The 12,795-nt window shown below is 69.4% G+C and carries 14 protein-coding genes; 5 read left to right on the top strand and 9 right to left on the bottom strand.

Annotation, left to right across the window (positions count from 1 at the left end):
- Positions 1-165: 165 nt before the first annotated feature.
- Positions 166-603, top strand: a complete 438-nt coding sequence (locus OG381_RS03805; RefSeq protein WP_327714649.1) for an ANTAR domain-containing protein — start codon at positions 166-168, stop codon at positions 601-603.
- A gap of 16 nt (positions 604-619) precedes the next feature.
- Here OG381_RS03805 and OG381_RS03800 read toward each other — a convergent pair whose 3' ends face one another.
- Both OG381_RS03800 and OG381_RS03795 read right to left on the bottom strand, forming a co-directional pair.
- The gene (locus OG381_RS03800) at positions 620-1,156 is read right to left on the bottom strand and encodes a DUF3291 domain-containing protein (RefSeq protein WP_327714648.1); all 537 of its coding nucleotides are present in this window, start codon (positions 1,154-1,156) and stop codon (positions 620-622) included.
- Between the two features lie 142 nt (positions 1,157-1,298).
- Positions 1,299-1,982 (bottom strand): HemK2/MTQ2 family protein methyltransferase, encoded by a 684-nt coding sequence (locus OG381_RS03795; protein ID WP_327714647.1) that lies wholly within the window; start codon positions 1,980-1,982, stop codon positions 1,299-1,301.
- Between the two features lie 315 nt (positions 1,983-2,297).
- On the opposite strand from OG381_RS03795, the gene OG381_RS03790 reads away from it, so the two are divergent.
- Positions 2,298-2,489 (top strand): hypothetical protein, encoded by a 192-nt coding sequence (locus tag OG381_RS03790; RefSeq protein WP_327714646.1) that lies wholly within the window; start codon positions 2,298-2,300, stop codon positions 2,487-2,489.
- Between the two features lie 237 nt (positions 2,490-2,726).
- Here OG381_RS03790 and OG381_RS03785 read toward each other — a convergent pair whose 3' ends face one another.
- The 3 genes from OG381_RS03785 to OG381_RS03775 form a co-directional block, all read right to left on the bottom strand.
- Positions 2,727-3,074 (bottom strand): hypothetical protein, encoded by a 348-nt coding sequence (locus OG381_RS03785; protein WP_327714645.1) that lies wholly within the window; start codon positions 3,072-3,074, stop codon positions 2,727-2,729.
- A gap of 546 nt (positions 3,075-3,620) precedes the next feature.
- A complete protein-coding gene (locus OG381_RS03780; RefSeq protein WP_327714644.1) occupies positions 3,621-4,349 on the bottom strand; it encodes a spermidine synthase in 729 nt (242 codons plus the stop codon).
- 102 nt (positions 4,350-4,451) lie between these two features.
- The gene (locus OG381_RS03775; protein WP_327714643.1) at positions 4,452-6,137 is read right to left on the bottom strand and encodes a ribonuclease J; all 1,686 of its coding nucleotides are present in this window, start codon (positions 6,135-6,137) and stop codon (positions 4,452-4,454) included.
- Between the two features lie 431 nt (positions 6,138-6,568).
- Between OG381_RS03775 and OG381_RS03770 the strand changes: the two genes are divergently transcribed.
- Complete coding sequence (locus tag OG381_RS03770) at positions 6,569-7,081, top strand: AAA family ATPase (protein ID WP_327722375.1); 513 nt, start codon at positions 6,569-6,571, stop codon at positions 7,079-7,081.
- Positions 7,082-7,170: 89 nt separating this feature from the next.
- On the opposite strand, the gene OG381_RS03765 is transcribed toward OG381_RS03770, so the two are convergent.
- The 3 genes from OG381_RS03765 to OG381_RS03755 form a co-directional block, all read right to left on the bottom strand.
- Positions 7,171-7,713, bottom strand: coding sequence for an NAD(P)H-dependent oxidoreductase (locus OG381_RS03765; protein WP_327714642.1), 543 nt, complete (start codon positions 7,711-7,713; stop codon positions 7,171-7,173).
- 68 nt (positions 7,714-7,781) lie between these two features.
- Positions 7,782-8,762: an aldo/keto reductase gene (locus OG381_RS03760; RefSeq protein ID WP_327714641.1), complete on the bottom strand. Its 981-nt coding sequence runs from the start codon at positions 8,760-8,762 to the stop codon at positions 7,782-7,784.
- 221 nt (positions 8,763-8,983) lie between these two features.
- Positions 8,984-9,829: an SDR family oxidoreductase gene (locus tag OG381_RS03755; protein WP_327714640.1), complete on the bottom strand. Its 846-nt coding sequence runs from the start codon at positions 9,827-9,829 to the stop codon at positions 8,984-8,986.
- A gap of 174 nt (positions 9,830-10,003) precedes the next feature.
- Between OG381_RS03755 and OG381_RS03750 the strand changes: the two genes are divergently transcribed.
- The gene (locus OG381_RS03750) at positions 10,004-10,960 is read left to right on the top strand and encodes a helix-turn-helix domain-containing protein (protein ID WP_327714639.1); all 957 of its coding nucleotides are present in this window, start codon (positions 10,004-10,006) and stop codon (positions 10,958-10,960) included.
- A 90-nt stretch (positions 10,961-11,050) separates the two neighbouring features.
- Here OG381_RS03750 and OG381_RS03745 read toward each other — a convergent pair whose 3' ends face one another.
- The gene (locus OG381_RS03745; RefSeq protein ID WP_327714638.1) at positions 11,051-12,007 is read right to left on the bottom strand and encodes a threonine/serine dehydratase; all 957 of its coding nucleotides are present in this window, start codon (positions 12,005-12,007) and stop codon (positions 11,051-11,053) included.
- A gap of 76 nt (positions 12,008-12,083) precedes the next feature.
- Here OG381_RS03745 and OG381_RS03740 point away from each other — a divergent pair, with 76 nt between their 5' ends.
- Positions 12,084-12,752, top strand: a complete 669-nt coding sequence (locus OG381_RS03740) for a TetR/AcrR family transcriptional regulator C-terminal domain-containing protein (RefSeq protein WP_327714637.1) — start codon at positions 12,084-12,086, stop codon at positions 12,750-12,752.
- The last annotated feature ends 43 nt before the right edge of the window (positions 12,753-12,795 follow it).

Here is a 12,795-nt window from a genome sequence, read left to right as displayed (position 1 = left end):
CGGCCATCACACTGTGGTGACGGTGTCCGGCGAGATCGACTTCGGCAACAGCCCCGCACTGGGACAGATCCTGCAAGAGGCGCTGGACCATTCCGCGGACGGCGTGGAAGTCGACTCGCCGGGATCGGGTTCTGCGACTGCTCCGGACTCGACGTTCTGCTGCACGTGCGCCGACGTGCCTGCGAGGCCGCCAAGACGCTCACCGTCAAAGTCTCCAGCCCGGCCGTACAACGCCTGCTCGAGCTGACCGGCACCGTCGACGAGCTCACCGCAACGGCCACGGGAGGCGACAGGGGACCCTCTGGGCCGCAGCCTGACGCGGACCCGGCCAACGACGGCATCAGGGCGGAGATCGAACAACTGCGACGCGCCATGCAAACCCGTCCGGCCATCGACATCGCCCGTGGCATCCTCATGGCCGCCTACACCATCAGCGCGGAGCAGGCGTGGCAGGTCCTGGTGACCACCTCGCAGACCAGCAACACCAAACTCCGCCTGCTCGCGGAAACACTCATGAACACCGTGCACGGCGACCACCTGCCCGAGCCGCTCGCCAGTCACTTGGCAAAAGCCGTGCAGGAACACGGCGGCCGGCCTCTCTGACGAAGGCGTTGGGCCCTCATCCCGTCGGGCTTTTGACGCTGGACCCATCCGGCGCGAACGAGTGGTGGAAGGTGAACGCGTGCGGCGCGGAGCCGTGGTCGTGGAGGTGTTCCAGCCTGGAAACCCCGTCCTGCCAGGTGGGTGTCACGCCGTCAGGAACCCACCAGAACACGTAGTTCGGGCGCCCTGTCCTCTCGAACCAGTCGTAACGCCTGTTCAGTGCACCGCGGTGCAGACCGGTGTAGACGGCGTCGAAGGCGGGGCGCAGATCGGTCCAGAGTGAGAGCGTCGTGGCCAAGGCGGTGGTTTCCACCGTACGGCCCTTGCCGTACCAGGCCGGTGCGGCGAACTCTCCCCAGGCGCCCCAGTCCGTCCCGAAGAGCGCGCCCCGGTCACCGTTTTCTGCCGCTTCAGCACGCGCGAGATATCCAGGATGCCGACTGAACTCCCGGTAGACGGCCTCACCAATGTCGTAGAACTCGCGCGTGAGAGGCGCGGGATCGACGAGAGGTGACTTCAGGACGCCGAATGTGTACAGAGCAAGTTGGGGCATGCGTCTCTCCCTGGTTGGCCGACGACCAGGTGAAGGTAGCTGCCGCTGCGAGACATGTCGAAGTTGCGTTTTCCCTGCCCAAGTGGCCTCCAAGGAGGGCCTGTCCGGGCTCAATGGCCGTCGGCGCAGGCCACCTTCGTGCTCACGGTCGCTCGGCGCGGACGACCACCAGCTCCTCGTCACTGTCGTGCGCGTCGACCAGCCCCTGCCGTATGAGCCAGGGTCGGCGGGAACGGAGGACGGGCCCGTACGGCACCACGGCGCGGTCGGCGACCGAGGCACGCAGTCCGCGCTCTGCCAGCAGCCGCAGCGTGGTCTCCGTCCCACACAGGCCGGAGTGCACGATCAGCAGGACCCCTCCCGGACGCAGCACGGTGGGAGCCGCCTCGCAGATGCGGTCCACGAAGATCCGGCCGTCCCCGCCCGCCTCCCAGGCCCGAGCCGGACCCCGGCGCGGCAGCCGGGCGGCGGGGGAGGGGACGTAGGGCGGATTGCTGACCACCAGGTCGTACGACTGCCCCGTCACCGCCGTCGTGAGGTCGCCGCGCCGGACGCGGACCCGCTGCCGGGCCAGCAGCGCGTTGACGCGCGCGGTGAGCACGGCCAGCCGTGAGATGTCGACGGCGGTCACCCGGGCACCCAGCCGCGCCGCCTGCACAGCGACCGCGCCGCTGCCGGTGCCGAGGTCCAGGACGTCGGTCGCGGAGCCGACGTCCTCCTGGCCCATGGCTCGCACCAGAAGCCCTGTGTCCCACTGGGGGGCGTACACGCCCGGAGGTGTCAGCAACGACACCGGCGGAGCCGGCACCAAAGTTTCCGCCACCATCGGGCATCTCCATTCGTCGGGTCTCGCCTCTGGCGTCACTCTGGGTGCCCAGGAGGCGCTGATCCAATCCTGGTGGGGACCTGGCTCTCCTGCAGTGGTCCACGGAGCGGAACAGTGGGTGCCGGTACCCAGGAACTGGCCGCGGACCAGCACGAATGAACGGCTGGGCGAGCCGGGCTGCCGTGGCGTTTCCCTTGCGCGCGGACGTTCCGAACTCCCGCTCTCACCAGGGTGAGTGCTTCGGCCGGGGGTACCCGGCCCTCCGACCAAGGAGTGACTTACGGGGGTACGAACACGGCCGACAGTGAGGCCGACATGAGCGAGCAAACCCCTTCCCAGGCGGAAGGCGAACAGCCACAGGACACAGCGGACGACGCACCCCAGTCGCCCGACCGCCGGGACGTACCCCGCACGACCCCGTCTCAGGCAGAGGGCGAGGATCCCGAGGACGACGAGGACCCGCCCGCGCGGACGAACAACCAGGAGGGCGAATCGTCCGGGCCGTGACCGGTCGAGGCCGAGCGGAAGATGTGCGCGCAACGCGCCTCGCGACCCTCCGCGTCGTAGCTTGCGTGGTCAGCGTCCTGGCGCCGTCTCGGTCAGACGGGCGTGGCAGTGGCTGGCGCGCGTGGAGCGTAACGAGAGGGTCGCTGGGTAGCCCGGGCGGGTTCATCCTCAACAGCGTGACCGTTGCTGACTGTGCTCTGATGCTGGGCGTTCAGGGCCGCGGCTGGTGGCTGGTCCTCATGCCGCCATGGTCAGTGCGGTGGCCGTGGCGATTGCCGTGTCGGCGCTGGCGTGGATGACCAGTCGAATGTGTTCTTCCATTTCGACGCTGGCCGCGAGGAGGCGTCGAGCGGGGGCGCTACGAGTGGCCACGGACATCACCAGGCCGAGGCGGCTGCACAACCGGTGGGCGCGCAGTACCACGCTGAGCGCGGCTTGGGTTGGCGCGGGCTGGTCAAGGACGATCACGACCGAAGCGGGCTTGTATGCGTGGACGAGGTCGCTGATCTCGGTGAGCAGGGCCGCCCTCATATCGATGCCGGGATCGTCGTGCATCGTGATGACGAGAACACGTCGGTCAAACATGTGAGATATCATCACGGTTTGGTCCTTTCCCTGTCAGAGCACTCCATATCTGAATTCCCTGGTACGGGGATTTCAATACAGGTGGTGGCGTCGCAGGCTGTGGGCCGGATTCGTAGCTGCGCTCACGCGGTATTGACGGTGCGTCAGGCAAGCTCGACGCCGCGCGGCCCAGGGGTGTGTCGCTCCCGATCTGGGCCAGACCGTCCGGCGGCATGTGCGGGCCTGCGGTGTCCAGGTCGGGCCTGGCCCCCGTTGCCGTGGCGATGACCGCGTCCCCGGGCTGGAAGTGGGGCAGTGTTCGATCGAAGTCCTCGGCGGTCAACTACTCCAGTTCCAGCTTGCTGCCACCGTCCGATCGACGGCCCCACGGCAGGACGCGGGGGCGCCGTGCTTGCGGGCCTCGCGTTCCCAGCCAGGCGGCAGCCGATCAAGTCGACTTCCCGGGCGGAGCAGGGTCCCGTGGATCGCCAGGTCGGACTCCGTCACGGCGAGGCAGGCGTGACGACGCTCCTCGACGTGTGGGCCCGGGTGCCGGCCGCCAGCGTCCTACGGTGTGTCCGGTGCCGTGCGGGCGAGGTAGACGGTGTTGGTCGAGGTGCCGCCCTGCAGGGGGTTGTCGAAGTCGACGACATGGGCCGCTGCGTGTGCGAAGACCTTCGTGAGGGTGGAGGTGAACTCCTCGTCCGGCGGGTCGTTCGACCACAGGGCGAACACCCCGCCGGGGCGCAGGTGAGCTGCGAGAGCGCGGAGCCCGGCCGGCTGGTAGAGAGCGGCATGGCGGGGGTGGAGGACATGGCGTGGTGAGTGGTCGACGTCCAGCAGGATGGCGTGGAAGCGACGGCCCGGCTCCTGCGCGTCCAGGCCGCCGGGGTCGGCGGCCAACGCGAAGAAGTCGCCGTGCACCAAGCGGCAACGGGCGTCCGACGTCAGCCGGGCCCCCAGGGGTACCAAGTGCCGCTGATGCCAGTCGATGACTTCGGCGAGCGCGTCGATCACGGTCAGCGAGCGCACCCGGGGATCGTCCAGAGCCGCCTGGGCGGTGTAGCCGAGCCCGAGTCCGCCGACCGCGACGTCCAGCTCGGCGTCCGGCAGCTCGGCCAGGGCGAGTTCCGTGAGCGCGACCTCGCCGACGGTGAAGAGACTGGACATCAGGAACTCATCGCCGAGCTTCACCTCGTACACGTCGTCCCCCGAGACCGGGTGGCGGCGCCTGCGCAGACTGATCTCGCCGATCGGCGTCGGTCGCCAATCGATCTCCTCGAAGCGCAGGCTCATCCGCTACCTTTCTGACGTTCGTGAATGCTCGGCTGCCGTCGCCGGTGTGGCGACGCATACTCCGCCCGGGCGTGAGAGCCCGGAGCCGAGACGGCGGCCCGGTCAGGCGTCGATGATCACGGGAATGATCAGCGGCCTGCGGCGGTGGGCACGGAACGCCCAGTTGGCCACGGCACGGGCGATGAGCTGTTCGAGCTGGTGGGCGTCGCCGACGCCTTCCTGGGCGGCGGTGGCCAGCGTCTTTTCGATGACGGGGATGACCGGCTCGAAGGTGGTGTCGTCGTGGACGAACCCGCGCGCCAGGAAGTCAGGGGCCTCGGCCAGGGCGCCGGTGTCGGCGTCGACGATGGCCACGACCGTGATGACACCCTCCTCGGCGAGGGTGACCCGGTCCTTGAGGGACGCTTCGGTGGCGCCGCCGACTTCCATGCCGTCCACGTAGACGTTGCCCGCGGGCACCTTGCCGGTGATGGAGGCGCGGCCGTTGACGAGGTCGACGACGACACCGTCCTCGGCGATGACGACCCGGTCGGGGTCGACGCCGGTGCGGATGGCGAGGTCGGCGTTGGCCCGCAGGTGACGGAACTCGCCGTGCACGGGCATGACGTTGCGGGGACGGACGATGTTGTAGCAGTAGACGAGCTCGCCGGCGCTGGCGTGGCCGGAGACGTGCACCTTCGCGTTGCCCTTGTGGACGACGTTGGCGCCCCACCGGGTCAGACCGTTGATCACCCGGTAGATGGCGTTCTCGTTACCGGGGATCAGGGAACTGGCGAGCAGGACGGTGTCGCCCTTGCCGATACGGATCTGGTGGTCGCGGTTGGCCATCCGGGACAGGGCCGCCATCGGCTCACCCTGGGATCCGGTGCAGACCAGGGTGATCTTGTGGTCAGGGAGCTTCTCCAGCTCCTTGGGAGTCACGATCAGGTTGGACGGGACCTTGAGATAGCCCAGATCGCGGGCGATGCCCATGTTGCGGACCATCGAGCGGCCCACGAAGGCCACCTTCCGGCCGTGCTGGTGGGCGGCGTCCAGGACCTGCTGGATGCGGTGCACATGGCTGGCGAAGCTGGAGACGATGACCCGCCGCGGGGCGGTCCGCATCACCTGCTCGATCGCGGGGTTCAGCTCGCGCTCGGAGGTGGTGAAGCCGGGAACCTCGGCGTTGGTGGAGTCGGTGAGGAACAGGTCCACACCCTCCTCGCCGAGCCGGGCGAACGCGCGCAGGTCGGTGATCCGGTCGTCGAGAGGGAACTGGTCCATCTTGAAGTCACCGGTGTGCAGCACCAGCCCGGCGGCGGTACGAAGGGCCACCGCCAGCCCGTCCGGGATGGAGTGGTTGACGGCCACGAACTCGCATTCGAAGGGGCCGAAGCTGCGCCGGTCGCCCTCCCGCACGCGCACGGTGCGCGGGGTGATCCTGTGCTCCTTGAGCTTGGCCTCGATGAAGGCGAGGGTGAGCTTCGAGCCGACGACGGGGATGTCCGCCCGCTCCCGCAGCAGATAGGGCACACCGCCGATGTGGTCCTCGTGGCCATGCGTGAGCACGACGGCCACGATGTCGTCGAGGCGGTCCCGGATGGAGGTGAAGTCCGGGAGGATCACATCCACGCCGGGCTGGTTCTCCTCCGGGAACAGCACACCGCAGTCCACGATCAACAGCTTGCCGGCATGCTCGAAGACGGTCATGTTCCGGCCGATTTCGCCCAGGCCTCCCAGGGCGGTCACTCTCAGTCCGCCGTTGGGCAGGGGAGGGGCGGCTTTGAGTTCTGGGTGTGGATGGCTCATACCCTCACGTTACCGGGGAGCCGGCCGGGATGATCCACTGCCTGCCCGGTCCGCGATGCCCGTCCCCGTCCCGGTGGTCGGCGTGACCGTGCGGACGCTTGTGACGGGCAGCTTGCTGAAGGGATCGGCGTCGTGGTCGGTTATCGTGCGGGCATGTGCTGCTGCGCCACTATGACTACCCGTACCGCCGCTCTGCGGCGGTGTCCGAGGCTGCCGTAACCACGGCCCCTTGCTGATGTACCGCCGGATCAGTGTTCTGCCGGCAGCCACCCACTGGTCTCTGTGCTGCCGGGCCATCCTGCCTGATCAGGGGAGACATGTCTCAGTCGCAGCGCTTCGACGCACAGCACGAAAACCCACACCCGTACCCATGCCCGCATACAGCCGGGCTCGTCGTCACACAGGACCCGGCTGTCGCCATCCTGTTCCTGATGGTCGGGCTCCCCGGAGCCGGGAAGACCACCCGGGCCAATGAGCTCGCCGTGACGCACCGGGCGCTGCGGCTGACCCCGGATCACTGGATGGTGCCGCTTTTCGACGACTCGATGGCCGACGGCAAGCGCTTCGTGCTCGAAGGGCGGCTCATCTCGGTCGCCCTGCAGGCGCTGCGGCTGGGGACCAACGTCGTGCTCGACTACGGGCTCTGGGGCCGCGACGAACGCTCGGCACTGCGCTGGCTGGCACGGTCGGCCGGGGCAGCATGCCAGGTGGTCTATCTGCCCGTGGACAAGGAAGTCCAGCTCGCCCGCATCGCGCACCGCCAGACAACGGCACCGCATCAGACGTTCCCGATGACTGAGGCCGACGTAGACCGATGGCGGGAGCAGTTCCAGGTGCCCGACGCCGCTGAACTCGCCGGCGGCGAGATCCCGCCCCCGCCGGCCGGCTGGCCGGGCTGGCCGGAGTGGGCGCTGGACCACTGGCCCTCGTGCACCGACAGCTGACCCGGCTGTCCCGTCCGGGAGCAGCGTCCTGACGGCGTTCGTGCCGCCCTTGCGGTGCCGCAAGGGCCGCCGCCGTGGTGAGAATGCGCTCAGGCGGCGTAGGAGGCGAGCAGTTCGTTGTACTGCTTGGCGGAGGTGGCCAGGTCCTCGTCGGAGAGGCCGAAGGCGGTGCCGTGCACCTTGACCATCGGCTGCTGGATGTCGAACTGGCACAGTCGCAGGGTGGCGTGCCAGTTGCTGAGGAGGGTCTCGATCGTGGCCTGGTTCGAGCCTTCGGGGGTGTAGTGGTCGGCGGGGACACCGGTGGTGACCGCGACGACGGCCTTCTTGCCGGCCAGCTGCGAGGGGGAGCCGTCGATGGTGAAGGCCCAGCCGAAGGTGAAGACCTTGTCCTGCCACTGCTTGAACAGGGGCGTGGTGTTGTACCAGAACACCGGGTGCTGGAAGACGATCACATCGTGCTCGGCGAGCAGCGCCTGCTCTGCCGCGACGTCGATCTGGAAGTCGGGGTAGGCGGCGTAGAGGTCGTGCACGGTGACATGGGCCAGATCGCGGACGGCGTCCACGAGCGCGGCGTTGGCCTTCGACTGGGACAGGTCGGGGTGGCCTACGACAAGGAGAACCTTGGACATGGGAGAAACCGCTTCAGTAGTCAGTGAATTGAGAATGGGTGCAGGTGGGGTGGGATCTTCGCTGCGGCTCAGCGGTCGATGCTGGCCATGTTCGCCTCGTCGTGGCGTTCGCCCGCGGCAGGCGTGAGGTTGTTCAGGCGGTCGAGCTGCGCGGCGCTGAGTTGGACGGCGTCGGCGGCGGTGTTCTCTTCGACGCGGGTGACACGGCGGGTCCCGGGGATGGGGGCGATGTCGTTGCCGCGGGTCAGCAGCCATGCCAGCGCTGTCTGCGCGGGGGTGGCTCCGATCTCGGCGCCGATGGCCTGCACTTCGTCGACGATCGCCAGGTTGCGCTGGAAGTTCTCGCCGGTGAAGCGCGGGTTGGTCTTGCGCCAGTCGTCGTCCGTGAAGTCGTCGACGCTACGGATCTGCCCGGTCAGCAGACCATGCCCGAGCGGCGAGTAGGGGACGAAGCCGATGCCCAACTCGCGCAGCAGCGGCAGGATCTCGGCCTCCACGTCACGCGTCCACAGCGAGTACTCGGTCTGCAGCGCGGCCACCGGATGCACGGCGTGCGCCCGGCGGATGGTGTCGGGGCCGGCCTCGGAGAGGCCGATGTGGCGCACCTTGCCCTCGGCGACCAGCTCGGCCAGCGCGCCGACGGTCTCCTCGATGGGCGTGTCGGGGTCGACGCGGTGCTGGTAGTAGAGGTCGATGTGGTCGATGCCGAGCCGCAGGAGCGAGCCTTCGACCGCGGTCTTCACATTGGCGGGGCTGCTGTCGATCACGCCGGGGCCGTCACCGGCGTGGGAGACGAGGCCGAACTTCGTCGCCACCACGACGTCGTCGCGGCGGCCCTTGATGGCCTTGCCGACGATTTCCTCGCTGTGGAAGGGTCCGTAGATCTCGGCGGTGTCGATGTGGGTGACCCCGAGGTCCAGGGCCCGGTGGATGGTGCGGATCGACTCGGCGTCGTCGAGTCCTCCGCCGGTGGTGTAGGTGCCGGCCATGGTCATGGCTCCCAGGCCGATGCGCGAGACATCGAGCCCGCCCAGTGATACGTGCTTCATGAGGTACTCCTTGTCGTAGTGGCCGTTGAGCCTGTTCGGTGGGCGATAGCTGTGGGTGTTCGTGTGGCGAGGGAGGGGCGGCGGGGATCTGTACTGGTCACGTATGCACTGCGCCTTGCTCGGCTCGTATTCGCCGTTGAGGGGCGTGCACCTCTCTCCTCGCTGTCGAGGAGTGCGCTCGACCGGTCCTCTGCCTCGGTCTGTGCGTGGGGGTGTGCTGTTCAGGCGTGGGTGTCGGCGTAGGCGAGGTTGTCGCCCAGTTCGCGGGAGGCGTCGGCCTGGGCGAGGAGTTCCTTCGCCTTGGCTTCGGCGGCCTCGATGGCGTCCGCGCCGGCGATGAAGCGCTGGAGGGGCTTGTCCTGGCCGGCGATGGTGAGCAGGGCGCGGGCGAGCTTGGCGGGGTCGCCGGGCTGCTTGCCGTTCATGCTCTTCATGCCCTCGATTCTGGGGGTGGTGCGCGGGGCGTAGTCCTCGATGGACAGCTCGGGCCAGGTGGTGGAGCCGTCCACGAGGAGTTCGGTGCGGAAGTAGCCGGGCTCCACGACGGTGGTGTGGATGTTGTACGGCTCGACGTCGTAGCGCAGCGACTCCATCCAGCCCTCGGCCGCGAACTTGGAGGCGGCGTAGGCGGAGGTGAACTCCATGCCGACCCGGCCGGCGGTCGAGGTGATGGTGATGATGTGGCCGGCGCGCTGCCGGCGCAGGATCGGCAGAACGGCGCGGGTGACGTTCATCGGGCCGAAGAGGTTCGTCTCGAACTGCCGGCGCATCTGCGCGGGCGAGATCTCCTCGAAGTAGCCGGTGAAGAGGTTACCGGCGTTGTTGACCAGGACGTCGATGCGCCCGAACCGGTCGACGGCGGCCTGCGCGGCGGACTCGGCGTCCTGGAGGCTGGTGACGTCGAGCTTGGTGACCAGCAGGTTGTCCTGCGGCCCGCCCAGGGTCTTCTCGATCTCGTCGGGGCGGCGGCCGGTGGCGACGACCTGGTGGCCGGCGGCGAGGGCCTCGCGGGCGATGTCGGTGCCCAGGCCGCGTCCGGCACCGGTGACGAGAATGACCTTGCTCATGAGGACTTTCCTTTCAGGCGCCGTGATCCGGCACCTGGTGTGTGCGGGGGTTCGCATCGCCGTGGGCGGTGCACCACCTACAAAACCCGCTGTCACGCGAGGGTGGGAGTCCCTGATGAGGGGGTCACTGACAGGGACCCCCAGCCCGGCGCCAGCGCTCGTAGAGTGAAGCGCATGGCAGGCAGAAACGACCCGCAAGGCAATAACCGCGACATCCGTGATGATTTCCGTGCGGGGATCCGGGAATTCCTCGTCACACGACGGGCCAGGGTCACCCCCGAGCAGGCCGGACTGCCCCTGTACGGCGGAGAGCGCCGACGGGTCACCGGGCTGCGCCGCGAGGAGGTCGCCCTCCTGGCGGGCATCTCCAGCGAGTACTACACCCGGCTGGAGCGCGGCAACGCCACCGGCGTCTCCGAGAGCGTCATCGAAGGCATCGCCCAGGCACTTCAGCTCGACGAGGCCGAACGCATCCACCTGCTCGACCTCCTGAGGGGCGCCGGCACGACCCGCCCCCCACGCCGCCGCCCGGCCCAGCAGCGAGTCCGGCCCGCGGTGCAGCGCGTCCTCGACTCGATGGCAGGCACACCCGCGTTCATCCTCAGCGGACGCGGGGACATCCTGGCCGCCAACCACCTCGGGCGCGCCCTGTTCTCCCTCGTCTACGCCGATCCCGTACGGCCGCCGAACAACGCCCGGTTCGTCTTTCTCAGCCCGCACGCGAGAGAGTTCTTCCGCCACTGGGACGAAGTCGCCAACGACACGGTCGCCATGCTGCGCGCCGAAGCCGGCCGCGACCTCTACGACCGACGGCTGACGGACCTGATCGGGGAACTGTCCACCCGCAGCGAGGAGTTCCGGCGCCGCTGGGCGGCCCACAACGTCCGGATGCACACCACCGGCGTCAAGCTCCTCCATCACCCGGTCGTCGGCGACCTCGACCTGCCCTTCGAGACCTTCCCGCTCCCCGACGGCCCCAGCCAGTTCCTCCTCACCTACACCGCCGAGCCCGCATCCCCGTCCCAGGACGCCCTGAACCTGCTGGCCAGCTGGGCCGCGGCCAACGACGACATCGACCGGACCACCCTGGACGACTCCCAGCCCGCAGACTCCGGCGAGAACCCTGGCTGACCGACGAGCCAGGCGAGCCGAGCTGAGCTGAGGTCGCAGAGCCAAGACAGGACGCGCTCCCACACGCCGGCGGGGGCGTGGTCTCGCTGGTCAGTGGACGAGGTCGCTGGGGTCGGTGTTGGCGCCGCAGAGTACGACGGCGACCTTCTCGCCGGGGGCGGGCCGGTAGGGGGCCTCGGTGGCCGTGAGGGCGGCGAGGGCTGTGGCGGCGGCGTGTTCGACGGCGAGTCGGCGGTCGTCCCACAGCGCCTGGCGGGCCCGGATGATCTCGCTGTCCGGTACGAGGACGGAGCGCACGTTGTCCTGCTGGGCCGCGTGGAGTGCCATCGCGGAGGTGCGGCGGGCGCCCAGGGAGTCGGCGGCGACGGAGTCCACGCGGACGTCGACCGGGCGCCCGGACTCCAGGGCGGCGTTCAGGGCCCGGCAGTTCTCCGGCTCGACGGCCACGACGCGGATCCCGTGGTGTCGGGCGGCGGTGGACACACCGGCGAACAGCCCACCACCGCCGACGGCGACCACGACCGTGTCCAGGCCGGGCAGCCGGGCGTGGATCTCCTCCAGGAGGGTGCCCGCGCCCGCCGCGATGAGCGGGTGGTCGTAGGCGTGGGAGGTGAGTGCGCCGGTGGTGCCGGCGAACTCCTGGCAGGCGGCGAGGGCCTCGGCGTACTCCGTGCCGACGAGGCGGACGACGGCGCCGTACGCGCGCAGCTTGGCCACCTTCACCGCGGGTGCGGTGGTGGGTACGAAGACGGTCGCGGTGACGCCCTGTTGTCGCGCGGCCCACGCGCACGCGAGCCCCGCGTTGCCACCGGAGGCGATGGCGACCCCCGTGTCCGGGAGGGTGCCGGCGTCGCGGTGGGCCTGGAGGAAGTTCTGCGCGCCGCGGGCCTTGAAGGAGCCGGTGTGCTGCATGAACTCCTGCGCCAGCCACAGCTCGCACGGTCCCGGCGCGCTGCCGGCGTCGGCCGGAGCAAGGCTGACGGGGCGGACCCGGCCGCTGATCCGTTCGGCGGCCGCTTTGACGTCACCGTAGGTGAGCTGGTCCATGGTGCTGCTCCTGTCGAGGGGGCGACCCCCCTCTTCGGCCGGGCTTTTCGATACGTCGTATCGTACAGTGACTCATATGCCGCGTCACTCACCCTCCCTGGACCGTGCGACCCCGGACCGCATCGCCGAGACCGCCCTTCTCCTCGTTGACGAGGGTGGCCCCGAGGCGCTGACCTTCCGGGCCCTGGCCGTGCGACTGGACATCTCCCTCGCTTCCCTCCAACGGCGCTGCACCGACATGGCCGGCCTCCTCGACCTGTGCACCGACCACCTGGCCGCCCGCCTCCCCGTGATCGAGCCGGGAACCGACTGGGCCACGGCGACCGAAGCGCGCTTCCTCGCGCTGTACCGGCTGCTCGCTGCCCACCCCGGGCTGCTCGCGCTGCGCGGGACGCGACCCTGGCTGGGATCGAACCTGCTGGCCCGCCTGGTGGAGCCGCAGCTGGCCGACAGCCTCGCGGCAGGGATGAGCCCGCAGGAGGCGATCACCGCGTACCGGCGGTTGTACCTGCTCACACTCGGCAGCGCGAGCTTCGTCGACCACCGCGACCCCAAGGCCACCCGGGCCGCGACGCGCACCGCGCTGGCCGCGCTCGACCCGGAGGAGTTTCCGGCGCTGACCGGTCACCTGGCCGCGATCGTGCCCGCCGTGACCGACGACGAGGTCTACTACGGCGCCCTGCGCCAACTCATCGACGCCGCCACCGTCACCTCTCCCTCCGCCGACGCACAGCATGGACCCTGACCACGCGCTCTCGGCTTCCATGAGGCAGTCAAACCGTGGCCTG

It is taken from the genome of Streptomyces sp. NBC_00490 (assembly GCF_036013645.1).
In the GTDB taxonomy this organism is placed as follows: Bacteria; Actinomycetota; Actinomycetes; order Streptomycetales; family Streptomycetaceae; genus Streptomyces; species Streptomyces canus_F.
The sequence above is the reverse complement of the archived record's forward strand: the minus strand, read 5'-3'. Positions and strand labels throughout refer to the sequence as shown.

Excerpts from the sequence above, each read along its gene's own strand:
- OG381_RS03790 (WP_327714646.1), top strand. The coding sequence starts at position 2,298 with ATGAGCGAGCAAACCCCTTCCCAGGCGGAAGGCGAACAGCCACAGGAC.
- OG381_RS03745 (WP_327714638.1), bottom strand. The coding sequence starts at position 12,007 with ATGGACCAGCTCACCTACGGTGACGTCAAAGCGGCCGCCGAACGGATC.
- OG381_RS03775 (WP_327714643.1), bottom strand. The coding sequence starts at position 6,137 with ATGAGCCATCCACACCCAGAACTCAAAGCCGCCCCTCCCCTGCCCAAC.
- OG381_RS03750 (WP_327714639.1), top strand. The coding sequence starts at position 10,004 with ATGGCAGGCAGAAACGACCCGCAAGGCAATAACCGCGACATCCGTGAT.
- OG381_RS03740 (WP_327714637.1), top strand. The coding sequence starts at position 12,084 with ATGCCGCGTCACTCACCCTCCCTGGACCGTGCGACCCCGGACCGCATC.
- OG381_RS03800 (WP_327714648.1), bottom strand. The coding sequence starts at position 1,156 with ATGCCCCAACTTGCTCTGTACACATTCGGCGTCCTGAAGTCACCTCTC.
- OG381_RS03760 (WP_327714641.1), bottom strand. The coding sequence starts at position 8,762 with ATGAAGCACGTATCACTGGGCGGGCTCGATGTCTCGCGCATCGGCCTG.
- OG381_RS03770 (WP_327722375.1), top strand. The coding sequence starts at position 6,569 with ATGGTCGGGCTCCCCGGAGCCGGGAAGACCACCCGGGCCAATGAGCTC.
- OG381_RS03785 (WP_327714645.1), bottom strand. The coding sequence starts at position 3,074 with ATGTTTGACCGACGTGTTCTCGTCATCACGATGCACGACGATCCCGGC.
- OG381_RS03755 (WP_327714640.1), bottom strand. The coding sequence starts at position 9,829 with ATGAGCAAGGTCATTCTCGTCACCGGTGCCGGACGCGGCCTGGGCACC.
- OG381_RS03780 (WP_327714644.1), bottom strand. The coding sequence starts at position 4,349 with ATGAGCCTGCGCTTCGAGGAGATCGATTGGCGACCGACGCCGATCGGC.
- OG381_RS03795 (WP_327714647.1), bottom strand. The coding sequence starts at position 1,982 with ATGGTGGCGGAAACTTTGGTGCCGGCTCCGCCGGTGTCGTTGCTGACA.
- OG381_RS03765 (WP_327714642.1), bottom strand. The coding sequence starts at position 7,713 with ATGTCCAAGGTTCTCCTTGTCGTAGGCCACCCCGACCTGTCCCAGTCG.